Origin of the sequence: Geotalea uraniireducens Rf4, assembly GCF_000016745.1 — a bacterium.
Lineage (GTDB): Bacteria > Desulfobacterota > Desulfuromonadia > Geobacterales > Geobacteraceae > Geotalea > Geotalea uraniireducens.
Genome location: NC_009483.1, coordinates 1,224,692 through 1,245,109, shown reverse-complemented (window position 1 = coordinate 1,245,109; position 20,418 = coordinate 1,224,692). Strand labels below are relative to the sequence as shown.

General features: G+C 54.5%; 17 protein-coding genes and 1 other RNA gene. 3 read left to right on the top strand and 15 right to left on the bottom strand.

Going from position 1 to position 20,418, the window contains the following annotated elements; genetic code table 11:
- Positions 1 to 8: 8 nt before the first annotated feature.
- From GURA_RS05275 to GURA_RS05255, 5 genes are all read right to left on the bottom strand, one after another.
- Entirely contained in the window at positions 9 to 1,370 is a 1,362-nt protein-coding gene (locus GURA_RS05275; RefSeq protein WP_011937972.1) for a TolC family protein, read from the bottom strand.
- 119 nt (positions 1,371 to 1,489) lie between these two features.
- Entirely contained in the window at positions 1,490 to 1,942 is a 453-nt protein-coding gene (mlaD, locus tag GURA_RS05270; protein WP_011937971.1) for an outer membrane lipid asymmetry maintenance protein MlaD, read from the bottom strand.
- Positions 1,943 to 2,088: 146 nt separating this feature from the next.
- Positions 2,089 to 2,835 carry an ABC transporter ATP-binding protein gene (locus GURA_RS05265; protein ID WP_011937970.1) on the bottom strand — a complete coding sequence of 249 codons (747 nt, stop codon included), beginning with the start codon at positions 2,833 to 2,835 and terminating at the stop codon, positions 2,089 to 2,091.
- Between the two features lie 96 nt (positions 2,836 to 2,931).
- The gene (locus GURA_RS05260) at positions 2,932 to 3,702 is read right to left on the bottom strand and encodes an MlaE family ABC transporter permease (RefSeq protein ID WP_011937969.1); all 771 of its coding nucleotides are present in this window, start codon (positions 3,700 to 3,702) and stop codon (positions 2,932 to 2,934) included.
- Positions 3,703 to 3,776: 74 nt separating this feature from the next.
- Positions 3,777 to 4,787: a ribonuclease Z gene (locus GURA_RS05255; protein ID WP_011937968.1), complete on the bottom strand. Its 1,011-nt coding sequence runs from the start codon at positions 4,785 to 4,787 to the stop codon at positions 3,777 to 3,779.
- A 182-nt stretch (positions 4,788 to 4,969) separates the two neighbouring features.
- Here GURA_RS05255 and GURA_RS05250 point away from each other — a divergent pair, with 182 nt between their 5' ends.
- The 3 genes from GURA_RS05250 (at position 4,970) to ssrS (ending at position 7,625) form a co-directional block, all read left to right on the top strand.
- A complete protein-coding gene (locus tag GURA_RS05250; protein WP_011937967.1) occupies positions 4,970 to 6,127 on the top strand; it encodes a GspE/PulE/PilB domain-containing protein in 1,158 nt (385 codons plus the stop codon).
- 180 nt (positions 6,128 to 6,307) lie between these two features.
- A complete protein-coding gene (locus GURA_RS05245) occupies positions 6,308 to 7,045 on the top strand; it encodes a DUF3108 domain-containing protein (protein WP_327049740.1) in 738 nt (245 codons plus the stop codon).
- A 396-nt stretch (positions 7,046 to 7,441) separates the two neighbouring features.
- Positions 7,442 to 7,625: non-coding RNA, 6S RNA (ssrS, locus tag GURA_RS23265), on the top strand.
- Positions 7,626 to 7,873: 248 nt separating this feature from the next.
- Here ssrS and GURA_RS05240 read toward each other — a convergent pair.
- The 10 genes from GURA_RS05240 to GURA_RS05195 form a co-directional block, all read right to left on the bottom strand.
- Positions 7,874 to 8,170 (bottom strand): TFIIB-type zinc ribbon-containing protein, encoded by a 297-nt coding sequence (locus GURA_RS05240; protein ID WP_011937965.1) that lies wholly within the window; start codon positions 8,168 to 8,170, stop codon positions 7,874 to 7,876.
- Between the two features lie 204 nt (positions 8,171 to 8,374).
- Positions 8,375 to 8,725, bottom strand: coding sequence for a hypothetical protein (locus GURA_RS22660; protein ID WP_011937964.1), 351 nt, complete (start codon positions 8,723 to 8,725; stop codon positions 8,375 to 8,377).
- Positions 8,726 to 8,914: 189 nt separating this feature from the next.
- Positions 8,915 to 10,540: an NADP-dependent glyceraldehyde-3-phosphate dehydrogenase gene (locus GURA_RS05230; protein ID WP_011937963.1), complete on the bottom strand. Its 1,626-nt coding sequence runs from the start codon at positions 10,538 to 10,540 to the stop codon at positions 8,915 to 8,917.
- A gap of 447 nt (positions 10,541 to 10,987) precedes the next feature.
- A complete protein-coding gene (fusA, locus tag GURA_RS05225; RefSeq protein ID WP_011937962.1) occupies positions 10,988 to 13,054 on the bottom strand; it encodes an elongation factor G in 2,067 nt (688 codons plus the stop codon).
- Between the two features lie 299 nt (positions 13,055 to 13,353).
- A complete protein-coding gene (gene hpnI / locus GURA_RS05220; protein WP_157046280.1) occupies positions 13,354 to 14,505 on the bottom strand; it encodes a bacteriohopanetetrol glucosamine biosynthesis glycosyltransferase HpnI in 1,152 nt (383 codons plus the stop codon).
- Between the two features lie 103 nt (positions 14,506 to 14,608).
- A complete protein-coding gene (locus tag GURA_RS05215) occupies positions 14,609 to 15,538 on the bottom strand; it encodes a hypothetical protein (protein ID WP_011937960.1) in 930 nt (309 codons plus the stop codon).
- Complete coding sequence (locus tag GURA_RS05210; protein ID WP_011937959.1) at positions 15,531 to 17,228, bottom strand: AAA family ATPase; 1,698 nt, start codon at positions 17,226 to 17,228, stop codon at positions 15,531 to 15,533. Before GURA_RS05210 ends, GURA_RS05215 begins: the two co-directional genes overlap by 8 nt.
- A 9-nt stretch (positions 17,229 to 17,237) precedes the next feature.
- The gene (locus GURA_RS05205) at positions 17,238 to 17,489 is read right to left on the bottom strand and encodes a hypothetical protein (protein WP_011937958.1); all 252 of its coding nucleotides are present in this window, start codon (positions 17,487 to 17,489) and stop codon (positions 17,238 to 17,240) included.
- Positions 17,490 to 17,506: 17 nt separating this feature from the next.
- A complete protein-coding gene (locus tag GURA_RS05200) occupies positions 17,507 to 18,769 on the bottom strand; it encodes a restriction endonuclease subunit S (RefSeq protein WP_011937957.1) in 1,263 nt (420 codons plus the stop codon).
- Entirely contained in the window at positions 18,769 to 20,418 is a 1,650-nt protein-coding gene (locus GURA_RS05195; protein ID WP_011937956.1) for a type I restriction-modification system subunit M, read from the bottom strand. Before GURA_RS05195 ends, GURA_RS05200 begins: the two co-directional genes overlap by 1 nt.

The following is a 20,418-nucleotide window of genomic DNA, read 5'->3' as shown; positions in this document are numbered from 1 at the left end:
CGGGAGAATTACAGCGGCGCTTCACCCACCGCATAGGCCAGATTGGCCTGGGCCAGTTTGAAGTTATAGATCGACTGGAAATAGCCAGCGCGCATCCTGGCATAATTCTGAAGCGCATCGAATATTTCCTTTGCCGGCCCAACGCCGAAATCGAAATTGGCAATGGCCGCCACTACCCACTTTTTGGCATTCGTGTAAGCGAAGCGGGTCGCCTCGATGCTTTTTTCAGCCTCATGGATCTCCAGGTATGACTTCTTTATCTGCAGAGGGATGTTGTTTTCGGCAAATTCCCGGGTGGCGACCAGTCGGTTGTACTGGGCCCGCTCCGCAGCCACTTTGGCCCCCGTAATGCCGAAGTCGAGGTTCCACTTGAGGCCCAACGCCACACCAGCCCAGAAATGGTTGAACTGGTCGGGCACCCAGGGGTTGGAAACCCTGTCACGCTTCTCCGCGTAGGCAGCGGAAAGATAGCCGCCAAGGAAGATGTCGGGATAGTAAGCGGCCGTCGCGGCTTCAACCAGGGCCGCCCTGGCTCGCAACCCCTGCTTTATCTGTTTGTATTCGGGACGCTTCGCCTTGGAGGCCTCCAGAAAAAGGGGCAGGTCCGGAACCTTGACTTCGTCAGCAGTAAGCCGCTCGGTTTCTATGTCCATCTCCACCTCGGCAGGGAGGGCTATCTGGGTGCGCAGGGCCGAGAGAGCCAACGCTGCCCCCTTGTTCGCCTCTTCCAGGTACTTGTCGACCTCTCCGGCAAACGCATCGAGCTTAAAGATATCAAGCTCTTCCACATTGGGGGACTCCTCTTTGAGGAGTTTCCGGGCCTTGTCCCTTGCCTTGGTCAGGCTTTCCCGGACATCCAGCACCATTTCCTTCAACTCGCGGGCAAGGAGCAGTCCATAGTAGTACTCCTTGACCTTCAGGGCTATCTCGTTCTGCCTCTGCTCCTGCTTCGCCCGGTCCACTTCGATGCCGTGCCCGGCCGCCTTCATGCTCTCGCTAATCTTGCCGAAGGTATAAAGCGGCTGGACAATGGTGGCGTCAGCCCGGTCAAACCATGTCAAGCGGTCCGTCTGGTTTATTCTGTCGGGCGAGGACACTTGGTTGCCACGCGCCTGGGGAACCGGACCGATGAGATTCAAGAGCTCGATCCGCGGAAAGCGGCTCGATTTGGCCTCAGCCAGCTTCGAGGCGGCCAGCTCGATATCGGCCCTGGTTTCGCCCAACTCCGGTGCAAAGGCGAGCGCCCGCTGAATGCAGGCGTTAAGCCCCAGAACCAGCTTCCCCTGCCCCGGTTCCTCGGCAAAACAGGGCTTCGAGCAACAACACATTACGAGAAAGGATACCGTTACTACCTTATAGAATGCGTCCATAATTTCACCCTCCTGTACAACGGTGTCAACCGGCCGACCAGCAAAACCTTATCACCAGACACAGGAAAATCTGTTTTTGACCAAGGATCTCGCTGATTGCCGGGCTTTTTTGCGGAAAACTAATCCACCTTGCCATGGATATACTTGCTCACCAGTTCCTCCAGGTCCACCGACGACTCGGTCTCGCGAATCCGCCCGCCATTGGCGATGATTTTATCCGAGCCGCCCGGGTTGAGCTGTATGAACTTATCACCGATTATCCCCCGGGTGCGCACCGCGGCAATAACATCGTCGAACATTTTCACCCCGCTCCTGATCCGCAGATACACCTTGGCCCGGTCATTGCCCTTCGGGTCGAGAATGATCCGCTCCACCCGCCCGACCTCGACCCCGGCAATTTCCACCGATGCCCCGCTTTTCAATCCGGAAACAGAATCGAAATTAGCTGTGACCGTATAGTAATCACCGCCGAACAACTCCATTTTCCCCAGCTTGATGGAGAGGTAGGCGAGGCAGAGTATCCCTATCAGCACGAAAATTCCGACAATGGTTTCCAGCCCGGCTTTTTTCATAGTGCATCCTTAACGCTACTCTTTGAGAGGTACTACTGCGGCAATTAAACATCACAATCCTGATGTAGGGGCACGGCGCGCCGTGCCCCGATTGGGCGAGGCAAGCCTAGCCCCTACCGTTCATATGTTTAATTACCGCAGTAATACTATACCAGATGTATAGGGCCCTCCAGGCTGCCGCTGATAAACTGTCTCACTACCGGATGGGTTGATCGCTGGATCTCTTCCGGGGTCCCCACCTCCAGGATTTCCCCCCGATAGAGCATGGCCACAAAATCGGAGACATCGAAAATCTCCGGTATCTCGTGAGAAACGACCACCGCGGTGAAACCGAACCGGACATGGGTATCCTTTATCAGCTGGTGAGTTGCCCGGCAGATAATCGGATCGAGGCCTGTGGTCGGCTCATCGAAGAGGATTATCTTGGGATCGAGCAAGACCGCCCTCGCGAGCCCTACCCGCTTTTTCATCCCCCCGGACAGCTCGTCGGGAAACTTTTTATCCACCCCCTTGAGCCCCACATGCTCAAGGGCCTCGTGGACACGGGCGGCAATCTCCGTCCGGGAAAGCCGGGTCTTTTCTTCCAGGGGAAAGGCAACATTCTCAAAGACCGTCATGGAGTCGAAGAGAGCGGCATTCTGGAAGAGCATGCCGAACTTTTCCCGAACATGATTGAGCCGGTCCCGCCCCATACCGGTGATATCCTCGCCATCGACGATCACCGCCCCCCGGTCAGGTCTGAGCAGACCGATCATGTGCTTCAGGAGGACGCTTTTCCCCTCGCCGGAAGGTCCGATCACGGCAGTAATCTTCCCATGGGGAATTTCCAGGTTCAGCTTGTTGAGCACCACCTGGCTGCCGAAAGATTTTTCCACGTTCACCAGTTTGATCATGGTTTGGTCCGTGCTGCGTTCAGCGTGCTGCGTGATGATTCGCGCCTTCGGCGCGCATTGCAACGCAGCACGTAGCACGCAGCACGCAGCACGTTTTCACAGCAACACCGAAGTGAGGAAATAGTCCCATATCAGCACCATCACCGAAGACATGACCACGGCGGCGGTGGTTGCCCGGGACACCCCTTCGGCGCCGTGGCCTGCGAAATATCCCTTGTAACAACAGATCCAGGCAATGATGACGCCGAACGACACCGACTTGATAATGCCGGAGTAGACATCCTTCCACTCCACGCTCTTTTCCATCTCATGGAAATAGGCGCCCGGGTTCACCCCAAGAAGTTTCACCCCCACCAGGTAACCGCCGTAGATACCAACCACGTCGAAAATAGCGCAGAGGAGCGGCAACGAGATGATCGCGGCAAGAAGCTTGGGTGAGACGAGGTATTTACATGGCTCAAGGGCCATGGTTTCCAGGGCGTCGATCTGTTCGGTTATGCGCATGATGCCAATTTCCGCGCTGATGGCGCTGCCGGCGCGACCCGTCACCATCAGGGCCGTGAGCACCGGCCCCAGCTCGCGGATCAGGGAAAGTGCCACAGCCGAACCGAGCATACCTTCGGAGCCGAACTTGGCCAGTGTGTAATAACCCTGCAGGCCGAGGACCATGCCGGTAAAGGAAGCGGTGAGGAAAATGACGAAAAAGGATTTGGCGCCGATGAAACGGATCTGCTTCAGGATGTGGACCGGTTTTCCGGGCGAGCGGATAATCAGGTAGAAGGCATAGATGATGAAATTGACCATCCTCCCCATTTCCTGGAGGATGGATAGGGTTAGCGAGCCCAGTTTTTCCACAAGAAGCAGCACAAACACCCTCCGCAAAACAGGAATCGTCGCAAAGTAAAGTATAGGTAAGTTTTAACGAATGTAAAGATTCGGACCTATCTTTCGTTGAACGCTTCTTCCAGTTCCCGCTGTATTCTGATGCCTTCACCGGCATATTTCGGCGAAAAATGAAATGGGGTTACGCGGATTGCGCCTGCCGCACGGGCGAGAACCCCGGCCTGGCGGGCCGTCAAGTGACACCTCTCACGTGCCCGATCCGCTTCCTCGTCAAGAAATGTAGACTCAATGAAAAGATAGTCCGCATTACGCGCAAGCGCGACGATCCTTGCCGCATTTTCCGGGCTGTACAGGGCATCGGTGACGTAAGCGATCTTCTGCCCTGGTACGATCCGGAGCACCTCCGACTTCAACCGACCGAGGGTGAAGAAACGCTCGCGGCTCTCGCCTCGCTCCTGCCACCATGCCCTGACAGGCGCTTCATCGCCATCGCCGCGCAAGACCGCCCGTTTCAGCTCGCCAAGCCATTCCCCGACGGGAAGCCCCATCTCTTCCAGCCGATTTTTCATGATATTCACATGGTTCTTCTCTTCGAGACAAAAAGCGAGGCAGGTAACTTTATGGTCGAGAAATGCTATCCTGACACGGAAGTTCTCCTCGTCCAGCAGAACTCCGTCAACCACGGCAAAGGAAGAATCCCCCATCCGGCGAAAGCCGTCGCGGCAATGGAACTCGGCGCCGAACGCCCTGCCGTCCCGATGCAGCTCAACGGCAACGATGGTGAAATCGGTAGGGTAGTTCTGCACCAGGTTCCAGGTATAGGCGGCCAGGCGGTGTCCCACCTGGTCGACAAATCCCGCCGGCCCATAAAGATGGAGCCTTTTTTCACGACCGAGACAGAGCCGCACGAGCTGGTCGAAACCGATAAAATGATCCACATGGGTGTGGGAAACAAAGATATGGCTGATGCGAAGAAGCTTGCGGGGAGTAAGATCCGCCAGATCGCCCAGATCGAAAAGGATCGCCCGCCGCTCGAAGAGAAAGTCGATATAGAGCCCCGGATCGTCAAAAGGGCCGTTGATAAGATAAGGATGGAACTGGGGGGTCATGGGACGCCTCGCGGTTGTGTTTTCCGGCAAGCTTAAGGCAAGTTTAACGTAGAATCCCCCCATCCGCAAACCGGCCGGGACACAGCTGTTTGCTGTTGACAGGCCATGTGCGAACAACTACATTAGGCACGGCGTAATTAACCTATTGCTTATGAACAGTTACGCAATTGATGGGGGGACAGATGACTATCAAACTGGGCGAAATGCTCGTTAAGGCAGGCAAGATAACCCCGGCCGAACTGGATGAAACGCTGAAAAGCCAGGTTATCTTCGGCGGCAGGATTGGAACCAATCTCATCGAAATGGGGTATATAGAAGAAAAGGACCTTGCCCACTTCCTCAGCATGAAACTGGGGGTCCCCTATGCCAGTTCCGACCAGTTGATGGCGCTTTCGCCCCAGGTACTCAAGCTCATCCCCGAAGAAGTCGTTAAAAAATACAAGGTCATCCCCTTGGGCCTCGACAAGAAGAAACTTGTCGTAGCCATGGCAGATCCTTCGGACTTTGCCTCCATAGAAGAAATCTCTTTCATCACCGGCTTTATTGTCATGCCGCTGGTCTCCCCGGAATTGAGACTGATCCTTGCCCTGGAAAAGCATTACGACATTAAAAGGGAAACGCGCTACATCAGCGTCACAAGTGGGGGCAGACGTCGCGCCAGAGAGGCTGAGTCCGCCGAACCGCCTCCCCGTGAGCCAAAGAAGGCAAAAGCGGCATTTACCCCGTCAGTGGAGGAAGAGGTCATCGAACTTCCGCTCCTCTCCGAATTGGATGACTACGGGCTGGAACCCGCCGAAGAACTTATGCAGGGCAATCTCCCCAACGCTGCGGCCCGGGAAGAGACCATCAGGCAATACACCATCGACACCTTTTCCATGCAACTGGCTGAAGCAAAGGACAGGGACGCGATCGCCAACCTGATCGTAAACTATACCGGCCAGGAATTCGACCGGGTGGCTCTATTTCTCGTGCGGAGGAATGTTGCAGGAGGTTGGACGGCCCTTTCCCGGAAAAAGGTCGTTGCTGGTTTCGAGGAGCTGCAAATCCCCCTTGACGCCCCGTCGGTCTTGAAAATGGTGGCGGATGGGAAGAGTTTCTACCTGGGACCGCTTACCGATACACCTGCCAATACGAAAATACTAACAGCCCTGGAAGGTGGTAAACCTGCCTGCGCCCTATTGATCCCCCTGCTGATGATGGGGCGGGTGGTGGCAATTTTCTACGTGGATGGCGGTGCCGGAGATCTCGGGGACAGGGTCGTCGATATGCAGAAACTGATCGGTAAAGCAGCCATGGCCTTTGAAATACTCATCCTGAAGAACAAAATACTGATGACCTAGGAGCCTATCGGACTTAGGGAATCGTAGCGAGAGAATGGCAAATCGAGGACAGATTATCGGAAATTTGAGAGCGAATAGTGGACCTATTTGTCGAAAATTTCCGGGAATATGGACCGATTTTCCGTTCTCGCAGTAGATTCATTCCTAAGTCCGACAGGCTCCTAAACTGACGGCACGAGGCTGAAAATCAAACGTTATACTCGATTCATAACCGTTTCACTCTGGCTTGTCTGTTGGCTGCCGGCGGCTCTTGCAGAAACCGTCCCGGAAAAACTTATCTACGACCTGGCCTGGAGCGGGATCAAGATCGGTACGGCAACGCAGGAAATAGTCGAAGTAAAGGGAATGCGCCGCATAACCTCCACGGCCCGATCCAATGACTGGCTTTCCTTATTCCTCCCGGTTGAAGACAGGATTGAAAGCACTCTTCTCATAGACCGGGCGCCATTTCCAGGTTCCACACAGCATTATCGGATGCAAATCAGGGAAGGGAAACACCGCAGAGACAGGGAAATATCCTTTGACCCGCGAAGCGGAAAAGCACTGTATCTCGACCATCTATCCGGGGAAAAGGCCGAAATCGCCATTGGCGCAAACACCTACGACATCTATGCGAGCTTTTTTTACGCCAGGTATGCAAAGCTTGAAGTGGGTAAGTCGTTTCATATTGCCGTATTAGACGGCAAAGAGCCGGACGTCATCGAAGTGAAGGTGCTGAGGAAAGAAAAAATCAGCACGATTCTGGGCAAGGTCAATACAATCGTTATAAAACCGCTGGTTAAGCCAAAAGGGGTTTTTGAGGGAAAAGGCTCTGTTCTCATCTGGCTCACCGATGATGCAAGGCGGATTCCGGTCAAGGTGCAGACAAAGGTGACGGTAGGAAGCGTTACCGCCACACTGACAGGCGGAAACTACTAAATGTAAAAGCCGATTAGTACCAATCTTCCGAAAGACCAAGTCCCCCTTTATGAAAGGGGGATTTAGGGGGATTTGCCTTTCATCGCAGCAGGAAAATCCCCCCTTGCCCCCCTTTCTCAAAGGGGGGTAACTTCTGCGGAAGATTAGTGCTAATCAGGATGTAAAATATTCCGACATCGATTATTCATTTCTTTACATTGAGCTCCAGCTCCGTAACATATGATAAATACTGCAAATTACATTCACTGCCGATCATTTGCCCCGGCTGGTTCTGCAGGATTGTCGGATTCGCATACACATTCGGAAAACGCTTAAAACACACTTTCCATCAAATCAATAAGTTGCACGACTGGCACCCCTGTTGCATTAAAACTTTCAAAGACAATGTTCTTTGAAAATTCTCTGGGATATGCGTAATACATCGGGCGAGGCCCTGATTATCATTTATTGCAAATTCGAATATTGAGTTCAATCGTGGTGAGCAAGCTCTCCATGCAGAGAGAAGCCTGAAGCGTTTTCTCAATAGAATACAAGGACAAGATCAGCCACTCTCACGAACATACGATATCCCGGAGCGAATCAAATAATTGGTGCTGTGCAAGATAACGCGGAACGCGATTTGTCTCATCTGCCAGGCAGCGTGACAGCCGCTTAAAAGGGGAAAAACGACTGGCTCAATCTGATTGCATGCCCGCAAAACGGCATACGGTAAGGGGCTATAAGATTTCCACCGACAGAGAAGGATAAAGTATCTTAGCACGGTGCCAATTAGAGGGGAAAAGTCCCGGGACCATATCCCGGGGCTTTTCTTATTCAGTTTCCGTTCTCTTATTCCTCACCCTTGAACCATTTGTCGAACCAGCTGCGATGATCCTTTGCCGCCAGGATCTGCAGGTCCTTGGGGCCAAGCCAGACCCCGCCGCAGCCTGGGCATTTATCGAGCGGCACCCCGCGGAAAGTCATGGCCTCAATGGCAGAGCCACACTTGGGGCAACGATTGCGGCAATACGCATGGATTATCTCCTCGCAGGCCGACTCCCTCATCTGCTCGATCTTCTTCTTTTCCTCGTTGTAGATATACTGGTTTTCCAGGGCTTTTTCCCGTTCTTCCCACTTGTTGGTCATAGCACCACCCTCCTTCATCAAAATTAATCACATGAAACTCCCAGGAGCCTGTCGGACTTGGGGAATCGTAACGAGAGAATGGCAAATCGAGGACAGATTTTCGGACATTTGAGAGCGAATAGTGGACCTATTTGTCGAAAATTTCCGGGAATATGGGCCGATTTTCCGTTCTCGCAGTAGATTCTTCCTGAGTTCGACAGGCTCCTAGGCAAAGAACTCCGTATCAATCAGTGTCATGAGCGCTTCGGGAGTGAAGGGGTAAATAGTCGTCTTTTCGTTGCCGTCCCTGTCGACCCATCGCCAGGTGATGATTTCCTCCCCGTTCTTCCTCCCCCGCAACAGAGTGTCCGGGTTCAGGCTGTGGAGCACATCCCACATCATTTCCATGTCGAGCAGCTCAAAACCGTCTATTACATCATCCGCCTTTACGTGGTCGAGGAATGCGTCGATCAGCGCAAAATCGACAAAATCGTTATCCTTACGCCACCACTTTACAAAGCTCTGCTCACTGGTTCTCAGTGCTTTGACCTGCTGTACGGCATCATTCCCCCTCATGCATAAACCTCCGTATGTTATTTTTCCACGACATCATGCGCCCGATTCTACCTCCCACGCTGACACTCTGAACGCGTCAATGCCGTTAGTACACGTACACATCCCTATTATAACGCCGTTCCCGGGACCTGCAACCACACCACAACGCTCAGCAGGCCGTCTAAAGCACCACCGCAATCAGCCTCCCCGTTACAGAATGAAATCCGTGGAAAGAAAGTTGGATTTTTGCTCGCGGACGATAGTGCGAATGATCTCCTTATTGAGTTCGGTATCTCTGGCGGCCACGAGGGTGCGGATGGAAAAGGCCCGCAGGGCATCGGAAACGGAGAGGGTGCCGACCGCCGAATCTTTCCTGCCCGTAAAGGGGAAGATATCCGGGCCACGCTGGCACTGGCTGTTGATATTGACGCGGGAAACCTGGTTGACCAGGGGATCGATGAGCTTTGCCAGAACCGCTGCATCCCGGCCGAAAATACTCACCTGCTGGCCGTAGTCCGATGCCGTGAGATACTCGATCGGCGTCTCGATATCCGTAAACGGCAGGACCGGTATGACAGGACCGAACTGCTCTTCATTATAAAGCTTCATCTCCGCCGTTACCGGATACACCAGGGCCGGGTAGAAAAAGGTACCGTTGACCGTCCCCCCCGCCTCATTGGCTACCCGTGCCCCAAGGCGTACGGCGTCTGCAACCAGGCAGGACAGATATTCCGGCTTACCCGGCTCCGGCAACGGCGTTATGCCGACCCCCGACTCCCATGGCATACCGCATTTCATGACGGCGATTGCCGCTGCAAAGCGGCTGAGGAATTCATCCGCAATGCTCTCGTGAACGAAAACGATCTTGATTGCAGTGCAGCGTTGGCCGTTGAACGACAGGCTCCCGGCCACACACTCCTCGACAGCGGACTCCAGGTCGGCGTCAGGGAGGACAATGGCGGGATTTTTTGCCTCCAGCCCCAGCACCAAGCGGAGCCGATGCATCCTGGGATGCCCTTTTTGCAAGCTATCGGCAGCCTTGCTCGTACCGATGAAGGCGAGCACGTCCACCTTGCCGGAAGCCATCAGCGGCGGAGTGACCGTCCTTCCGGCGCCGAAAAGCGTGTTCACCACCCCGGGAGGGAAAGAATCGCGGAACGCCTCCAGAAGGGGGTAAAATAGGAGTACCCCGTGGCGCGGCGGCTTGAGGATAACCGTATTCCCCATGATCAATGCCGGAATCAGAGTGGTGAAGGTTTCATTCAAGGGATAGTTGTAGGGGCCCATGCAAAGGGCGACCCCTATCGGCGCGCGACGGATCTGGCCGATGATCCCCTGGGCGACGACAAACCGGGACGAAACCCGATCCAGTTCTTTCAGCGCATCGATGGTATCGGCTATGTAATCGACCGTCCTGTCGAATTCCTTTTCGGAATCCTTGAGCGACTTGCCGATTTCCCACATGAGAAGGCTCACCACCTCAGACCGCTTTTCTTTCATCCGGTAGGCGAATTCCTGAACGCAGGCAATCCGCTCCTCAACGGACATGGTCGGCCAGCGCCCCCGGCCGCAGTCGTAGGCCCCGACTGCCGCATCAAGGACAGACAACGCGTCGGACTCTGCCATCAACGGGAACCTCCCGATCATCTGCCGGAAAAGCCCCGCTTCGGTCTTCACGCAGACCGGGGAAAAAACCTCCTGCATGGGACCGTTCCAACTGCGCAGTTCTCCGTTGATGAGAAAACTGTTCAACTCGATCGGTTCCGGCAGGCGGAAAGACTTGCTTATCTCCGCTTCCGTCGGGAACAATTTATCGATCCTCTCTTTCAGTGTCATGTGACCTCCCGCTGAATTGCGTCATCGGCAACAGCCGGCTTTACCGTTCCTATTCCACATTGCTTTCAAGTTGACATTAATCAAAGGAGGGTAGGCTTCCAGCCTGCCTTTGCCGCAGGCAAGATGCCTACGCTCCAATAGTCTCAACATGATCGCAAATTGGAATTAGACCAACGGTTACGGGCATGATATTGAATACCCATCAGCGTTGTCCGGTTTGGTTTTTGCTTACGTCCCGTAGGGACAGAATACTGGTAGCCGGGGAATTCATTCCCCGGTCATCCAGGCGAAATATCATCACGTCACGTACGTGACGTGGGGAAATATAGCATCTCATCCGGGGGATGAATCCCCCGGCTACATTCGAACGCCCCTAATGGGGCTTAACAACCTTGATGCACAAACCAAACCGGACAACGCTGAATACCCATCGTCATTATCCTTCTTTTATTCCAAGCCGAAGCGCCTCTGGATATCTTCAGGGGCAACGTCGAAACGGAAAAATTCCATGGTGTAGGTGCCGCGCCCCTTGGTGGCGCTACGCAATTCCGTCATGTAGCCGAACATTTCCGACAGGGGAACCTGCGCCCGGATAAACTCGCTGTCTGCGGAGCTTTCTATCCCCTCCACCCGGCCCCGCTTCTGCTGAATGCTGCCGAGCACCCTGCCGGCATGTTCCGCAGGTATGACAAGCTCCAGGGTCATCACCGGTTCGAGAATAACGAGCGGTCCGGCCTGCGCAGCCAGCACCATCCCCCGATGGGCGGCAGCCCGTAACCCCAGGTCGGTGGTGATATTCGGTTCATAGGGGGCCTCGATCACCCTTACCTCCAGGTCGGTCAACGGATAGCCGGTTTTGGCCCCGGCAGCACAGACCTGGCGCAGGCTCTCCTCCAGGACGGTGCGCAACTCGATCGGCAACAGCAGCTCTTCTTCGGGAGGGAGAAGGATGCGCACCCCTTCACCGCGGGAAAGGGGCGTGAGGCGCAGCAACACCTCCCCCTTGTGCAGTTTCCCGTCCACTTCCCGGCTGAACAGTTCCCGTCGCTCCACGGCATGACGCAGGGTTTCCCGGTACATGACCCGCGGAGCTCCGGTTTTTACCGCAACGCCGTATTCCCTGAACAGCCGGTCGGTTACGATCTCCAGGTGCAGTTCCCCCATCCCTGTAAGTATGGTCTGGCTGGTTTCCTCGTCCTCATGCACCCTGAAGGTGGGGTCCTCCCACTGGAGTTTCTCCAGCGCCGAAGGGAGCCGCTCCCGGTCCTCCACCCCCTTCGCTTCCACGGCCAGTGTAACCACCGGTTCGGGGACGACGAGCCCGTCCAGTATCAGGGGGTGGTCCGGGTCACAGAGCGTGTCGCCGGTCAGGGCATACTTGAGCCCTGTAACGGCGATAATGTCGCCTGCCGCCGCCGCCATGACCTGCTCCCTTTTGTGGGCATGCATGCGGAACATGCGGGCCGGCTTCTCCATCACCCCCCTGCTGCTGTTGAGCAGCGCAGCCCCGTTGCGGAGCGTCCCCGAATAAATGCGCAGATAGGTGAGCTTGCGCCCTTCCTCAGCCAGCACCTTGAAAGCAAGTGCCACGAGAGGCGCCTCGGGGTCGCAGTGAAGCGTCTTCAATTCCTCTGCTCCCGGTCCCTTGCCGTTGGCGGGCGGAATTTCAAGCGGAGAAGGGAGATAGCTCCCGACTGCGTCCAGAAGCGGCTGTATCCCCTTATTGCGCAGGGCGGCGCCGAACAATACCGGAAAGAGGCGACAGGAGGTGGTTCCCTTCCTCACTGCTTCACGCAGTCGCTCCGCATCCACCCTCTCCCCGGCAAGATAATCACTGAGAATGCCGTCATCGAAATCGGCCGCCGCCTCTACCAACTTATTCCGGGCGATCCTTACCTCATCCAGGTACTCCGGTGGAATCGGCCGCCGTTCCACGGTCTTTCCCTGGTCGGCAGCGCTGAAGGTGAGCACCTCCTCGGCAAGAAGATCGATGACACCGCTGAACTCAGCCTCATTTCCAAGGGGGAGCTGGAGGAGCACCGACCGGGCCTTGAGCCGCGCCTCCATCCCGGCCAGCACCGCCCGATAATCCGCGCCGACCCTGTCCATCTTGTTGATGAAGCAGACGCGGGGCACATGGTAGCGATCCGCCTGACGCCACACCGACTCGGTCTGGGGCTGGACCCCTTCAACGGCACTGAGAATGGCCACCGCCCCGTCAAGCACCCGCATGCTCCGTTCCACCTCGATGGTAAAGTCGATGTGCCCCGGCGTGTCGATCAGGTTGATCCAGAACCGCCCCCAACGGCAGGTGGTCGAAGTGGCGGTAATGGTGATGCCCCGTTCCTGCTCCTGGGGCATCCAGTCCATAACCGCCTCCCCCTCGTTCACCTCACCCATCTTGTGGGTTTCGCCGGCGTAAAAGAGAATGCGCTCGGAAACCGTTGTCTTGCCGGCGTCGATATGGGAGATGATGCCGATGTTGCGGATATCATTGCGGAGAGGAGCGGCCATAATGCCTCGCGAATGTTTAAACCTTGAAAAAGCATTTGAACACGGATCAAATCTGATTTGTACGGATTTTCACGGATTTAGAAGACCGAGAACCAAGACCCAAAGGGGTATGGCCTGAAACCGGAATATGTCCTGATTTATCCGTGTAAATCCGTCCAGATCCGTGTTAATCCGTGACCAACTGTGGCTTTTGATATGGTTAAATCAGTCAAGATTATAACAGACACGCGGCAAACAGCATCACCGGAAGAGCATTTATTTCAGCAAGTCGTGAATGAAAGCTGCTTGGAGTTTTGCAGTTATGGGGAAGGAAAAGGCCCCTCTTCCTCGATCCGGCCGCCGGGTAGGAGCCGGAACAGGTGCCCGCGCCAGCTGACGCGGTTACCGAGAAAAGAGAGCGCCCAGGTGGCAAAGGCGAAGAAATCCCGCACGGGGAGGAGCCAGAGCCAACGGGGGAAGATATTGTCGCGGACGAAGGAACGGCTGTAGACAAGCGCCGTAACGGCGCGGCAGGCGTAAAGGAGAATTGCCGCCGCAAGACCCGGCAGGGAGAAGCCGGAAACGACGAGGGAGAGGCACGCCGCGGGGAATGGCTGGGTGATGCCTGATGCAAAGTAGCCGCCGGGACGGCTGACCCGCATGGTGCGGGCCCAGCGCAGCTGGCGGGAGAGGATGTTTTTCAGGGTTTCCCGATGCATGATGCTTTCCACGTAGTAGTCGGAAAGCTCCAACCGGTAGCCGGCGCGCCAGACCTTATTGCCAAGCTGATAATCGTCCGCCAGGTAATCCACAAGCGCGGTGAAACCGCCGATCTTCTCCAGCGCAGCCCTTCTCACCGCCATGGAAGCGCCGAGGGCAAAGGAAAGCCCTTCAAGCTTGAGCGCCACCATCACGTTCGGCACCATCTCCGTGGTGAACCCCATTGCCTCTATGGCGCTCGCGGCCCCGTACACCCCGGTAGTCCGGTACAACGAGGTCACGAGCCCCACCTCAGGGTCGCTGAACGGCGCGCATACCTCCTGCAGATACCGCTCCCCCACGCGGATGTCGCTGTCGCAGACGATGATGATGTCATATTTTGCCATGGGGAAGGCGTTGATCAGGTTGCAGACCTTGTAGTTGGGGCCGTAGAGCCGTCCGTCCACCACCAGTTCCATGTCGACGGCCGGGAATTCCGCCATCAGCCGATTGATTACCGGAATTGCCGGGTCTTCAGCCGACGCAACGGCGAACACCATCTGGAAGCAGGGATAGTCCTGACAACAGAAGGAGGCGAAGTTGGCAAAGCTCTCCGCATCCATCCCCTTGACCGGCTTGAGGATGGTCACCGGCGGGAGAGTGGCGTTTTGCGGCCTTTTGCGGCTAAAATGGGCACGGCCGCACCAAAGTGAGATCAGGGCGTAGACGAGCGGAGGCGCGATGATGAGGAAAGGGAGTATTGAGTGGAACATAATGGGACTCATTGCGAATGTATTTGCCTCCGTCAAACATTTCGTATCAGCACTTAACACCATCTCTATAAACTAGGAAGACGACTCTAAAATATGTGCAGCATCATGCCCCGATCTGAAAGTGCCACTTCAGACTCTCAGGTCTCGCTGCGGGATCAAAAAGACGTTGAATCTTGTCCTTGTCTTCACGCCCGAGTCGCCCCCAGGTAGACCAATCATCCTTCTTGCCGGTTACGTCGAAGCCAGCAGGCACGCTGACCCCGACGATATCGGTAATCAGGTAGCGCTCGTGAAAATCATCCCAAAGAAAAACCTCGGCTGTCAGGCCGCAGGCATGTAGATCCGCCCCCAATCCAGCAAAACTCACTTTCCAGTCTGCTTCTGTCGGGAACGTGCGAGCACGCCCATCTCCCTGGCAAAGACTCCGGTGAATTTCGATCCTCGGACGCAACTGCCGTTGGCTCAAAGGTGTGAGCAGTCGAGAAAACTCCCGGTAATTGCGAGAACTTGGATCAAGATTCGGATCGATAAACATTAAAGAGTTCGCCTGATGGAACACCCTATCCAGGACAGCAAGATAAGTGTTTGTTTTGCGATCAACCGTGACAGACGGGCTCCTGCGCTGCCACCAATTCGTGCCTGTCAGCATTTCTATTGATGCAACTTCAGCTTGAGCAAAGGTCTGTTTAGTTGAATGGGAGGCAATGATGCCAGTAAGGGGAGTGACAGTATGACTTCGCAGGCTCTCATTGCACCAGTCTTGTGCATGCGCTGGTATGTCTGAAGACTGAGCCGGAAAGCGACTTAATCGATTATTTTGGATGAGTTTGCGTATTATCTCTTTAGTAAGTCGATGAAGGTTCGCAGCATTTGAGAGACAATACTGACTCCACGCTCCGTTATGAATATCACGAACAATGGCCTCATTGAACAAAGGCTCTTTCAGAAACGGTAAATATGCATCTGCAAGCACGTTATTGGTATAAGCCGCAGGGTCAAAAATGTCGGGTACCAGAGCATATTCGTCAAGCATCGCCGAACTGCTCCCTGAGACCTTCTTCGAAGAAGCCTCCCGGCCAAGCTTTCACAAGTTCCCCAAGTTCATTGAGGGGCATTTCTCGTACTATGCTGTGAGGCCCATCCGGTTCAACATAAAGTACTGAGATATCCATTGGAGTTATTGGAGGCAAGCCATTATCCTTTTTTTGGTAAGTTTCGCGCAATCGCCTCATAAATCTCAGAATTAGATGCTCGCTATGAGTTTCAAGTATGAACGTGTTTTTCTGTTCCCCTAACGCCGATTTAATAAAAACATCTCCCAACTCTGCCTGAAGCGCTGGATGTAGGTGAATTTCCGGTTGTTCCATCGCGACCAGTTTGTGTTGTGATCCATAGGCCATGACAAGCACAGGCAGAACCTGCGAGATTCCAATGCCGACATCGCGGTGGGTGACAACAGTATTAGATCGCTGGTCTACCAATACTAGATCACGGATGCGGTCGATTTCAGCTGATTCTACTATTTTCGCAATGAGTTCGGCTGAGGTCTCAATATCTTCGAAAAAACAACGTGAATCATCCTTCGGAGGATAATGTTTCATTACATAGCCATCTTTATCAATTGACCCAACGAACATGGCCTCTTCGTCATTCTCAATTTGAGCAAGCCCAGATTCGATAGGTTCCTTCAATCGGTCGGCAGCTACCAATGAGCGCACCATCAGCTTGTATGGAGTTTTCAGTTTACTGGAACTCAGCCATTCGTTTACCGACTCGCGGACTGCGTCATTACGGCGTACTACGTCCCAAGTATAACCGCCACCTGCATACCAGTTGATGTCATCATGCTCGGAAAAGGCCAAATGCCGTGGAGGATAGGAACGAAGAGGTCCGAGATACAACAGACGAGCGAACTCAGTTTGTACTGTCTTGGACAGACCTGTGACCAATTCGTTCAACGAACGTGGAAGAAAAAATCTGAGCGCTCGGGATAAGTCTTCGGTACGGTTGCCTTTGCTGACGCTGAAAAACGGCATCGGCGTATCGGTTTCTTCCGTTTGTTTGCTTTTGTCTACGATCCCCTCAGGGAAAAACTTACTTCCCGTTGTGCGAAGCGAAGAGACAATTTCTGCAATTGTTTCAGTCAAGGCATTATAATCTGCTTCCTGTACATTTTGCGTTGTTGTGCCGCTCTCCAGCACCGCCATGACGACCTGCTTGATCACCGGATGATCGTGATTCAATCGATCAACTGCCATACTTCCATCCGGGCGTTTGCTCATGCGGACCAGCATCTCGCCCCTGCTTTCCAGTTCGTAGGAAATCACTCCCGGCAATGTCCCGGCAAGCGGCTTATCCTGGTCGTCCAGCGGCATGCCAATGGTAATATGAGCAGAGATGGTGCCGACCGGCTTCAACAATTCGCCCAGTCTGCCAGAGAGACAAGAAGTGTCAAAGGTTGCCCCCCACTCCATACGTCGATTGGCCTGTCGGCGATGGATGTATTGCCGGAAGCCCCCCAGATCGATAGAACTACCACCAACCTCAGTGCGGAAGATATCCAGATCACCCTTCCGGCTGGCCTCATGGGCCAGAGCCAAGCTGTGGATGATGCTGGACTTGCCAGCGCTATTAGGGCCAAAGATAAGGGTAATGGGCCGGATCGGGATATTCTGGATTTCGGCAAATGCCTTGAAATTACCGAGATGCAATGCTGTGAGCATGGTGGGTTCCTATTTTTTCTTTGCTTTTTCCCGCTGTGACAGGGCACTGGCGGCAGCAGTTTTCGATGTCTTGCTGGTGCGTCCGTCGGTGAGCACCTTGGAAGCTGCCGATGCTGCTGGGGCAGAGGTGGTCTTCTTCGGAGCAGCAGTCTGACTCAATGTACTGGCTGCGCCGGTCTTGGATTTAGGGGCGGTGGCTTTGCTGGTGAGGGTCTTGGATGCACTACTAGCGGCCTTTGGGCCGGTTACTTTAGCTGCCATGTCATAGCCCTCCTGTCTCAGTTGAGATATTTCGCCTGCTGTTCCATCTCGGCCAGCAGTTCCTTCATGTGGGCCTCACGCCAGGCGGCGGTAAGGGTGCCTGAGAAGGCGCGTTGCAAAAGATTTGACCAAAGTGTATCAAGTGCATCCCCAGCCAGCCTACGTTCTTTCGCAATAGCAGCTAAACTCCATGCCTTTGCTGAATACTCTTCCTGTAGCTTAAACGGAGGAATTGGGGCAATTGTATTCAACATCGCCTCTTGGCTGATGTTGAGCATGGAGCCGCTGCTACCCGAAGCGGAAGCACGAAACCTGTCTCGAAATCCGTTGTTCCAAAACAACTCTTTCAAATACATCGCAGTTGCACGATCTGGATGAAGAATCAATCTCCACAACTTGTCAGGAAGGAACAGATTTGGGTGGTCATCCTCAACAACGCATGAAGCAGCAACCAGTTCACGAGTGTTTGCTCGGCTAAAAAGTAGGTCACCACGACGAGGTGTTAAGAGGCCTCTGTCAGTTTGAAGCACAAGCACCGCCTTATGTTCACAAGCCAGGAACCGTCCACTGGTTACAGCACTTACCTTCAGAACCCCGAATTCATCCTTCGTGCATCCACGGGCTTCGCTGACGGCGCTCCAGCCAGCTTCAACCTTTGCAATGACTTGACGAAGTGGCATTTCCGGCCACCCCATCGGATTCGTCGCCGGACCGCCAAACATCTTATTGAATAGTGCCGGAAGGATGAGCTCGGCTTTTTTATCCGCTTCGCCGCGGAGCTTGCGGAGGTGGTCGGCTTGGTCGAGGATTTCGACGATACGGCGTTGCTCGGAGAGAAGAGGAAGTGGGATTTGAGTATTCTTGATTATTTGTTGGCTTATATTCGGTTGAGCACCACCAACACGCTGAGCCAAGAGATATGGGAGCTGGTTTTTAAGGGCATACCAGACATATCGGGTATCTGCTGCTTCGGGGTCTGGAATAATATTACAGATTGCCTGATTGGTTGCTGCATCTATGCCAAGAAGCGCTGACTTCCCAACTGTCGCCCCATACATCGCGACGAGGATTGCGCCAGCCGGAACAATTTTAGCGCTGCTTTCCTTTATGGCCAGTTCGGTTATTCGTTCTTCGGTATTCAAAACAAATTCTTGGTTCAACTCTCCAGATTTTACCCAAGGAATATTCCCGCCATAGTAGTCGCCAGCGTTATTACGAGACGGTGTTCCACCGCTGCCAGTCTGGCAAAACCGTGATATTTCAACCATCGGCCACTTCATCAAACAGACCCCACTTCTTGCAGCAGCTTTTCCAGTCCATCCACAAGGTTCTTCTCAAGCATCAGAACATCATGAATAAGCTCCGCTGGGTCTTCATCCGAGAGATCTTCACCCACTGTCGGCTTGTAACGTGAGGCTCCCAGGTTGGCATCGGAGTCGGCAATCCGCTCATAATCAGCCCACCAGCATTTTGGGTCAGGGCTGCCCGGTTTCAGGACTGTTCCCGCTTCCACACCTGGCGGCTGGCTAAACTTGCCCGCCTTGTACCCTTCCCAGGCAACCAGCATGGTTGGGATGTCGTTCTGCTCTGGAGTCTCAGGTCGGCCGCCTCCAGTGATCTTGTCCGGGTCGTAGCCGTCGTTCTTGATCTCGTAAAACCAGACCTTGGCAGTGGCCGGTTTGCCTTGCTCCGGCGGATTGGCGGGACGACGGAAGACTAGCACCGAGGTCTTGACACCGGCGTAGGGCTTGAACACTCCGGCAGGGAGTGAAACCACGGCCAGCACCTCAAAATCCTGCAACAGCTTCTTGCGCAACTCTACGTGCGCTCCGGTGGAACCGAACAACGCCCCTTCCGGTACAACCACGGCACAGCGGCCACCGGGAGCCAGTGACTCCATCATCAGGCCGAGAAAGAGCAGTTCGCTCTTCTTGGAATTGGTGGGAAGATCATGGCGGATCGAATCCTTGGGGAGCATCCCCGCAAACGGTGGATTGGAGAGACTGACCTTGTATTTCCGGTTCAGATCATCTTCGGTGAGTCCGCCCATTTCGGAGAGGACATTGGCCCGCTTGAGCCGCGCCTTACCGATACCGTGCAGCACCAGATTCATCATGGAGATGCGCATCATCTGGCGCGACACGTCGGTGCCGTAGATGGACGCCTCCAGTATCCCCCAGTCAGGAATCTTCTCACCCGGCCCTTTGCGATAGGTCTGAAGATTGGGCATCTGCTTCTTGGCTTCGTCCAGCGTCAGTCCCTTGCGCTCAAGCCACTCTTCACCGTAGATCGGCATTTCTTGTGGGTTTTCGCTGTACTTGGCCAGCAGATATTCAACGGCATCGATCAGGAAACCGGCAGTGCCGCAAGCCGGGTCGTCGATGGTGTCGCCGAATTCGGGATCGACCATCGCAACCATGAAGGAGCGGATTTGCTTGGGAGTGCGGAACTGGCCGTTAAGAGCCGACTGCCCCAGATGGGTGAGGAGATACTCGAAGATATCTCCCTTCACATCCGGTCCCAGCTTGCGGAACTCGATGGAATCCAGTTCATCCACTACCTGTTTGAGAACGTCAACTTCGTTGATCTCTAACCGGGCATCCCGGAAGTACTCGGCAACCTGGGGCTCATCCTTAACCAGCGAAGCCATGTAGGGAAAGACCTCCCCACGGATGAAATCATTAAGTTCAATTCCGCTCTTGAAGCGCCACTTGGACCAGCGGAAGCGCTCGGCCTGATCCGGAAAGAGAAACCTGCTGTTACCGGCCCCGAGGCGGACGCGCAGTTCGCGGCTGGTCTCTTCCTCATCCAATAACTTCAGATAGATAAGAAAAGATATCTGTTCAATGTAGGTTACCGGGTTGGTGACTCCTCCTGCCCAGAGGGTGTCGGTAATGTGGTCGAGTTTGCGGCGGAGATCAGCATTCAT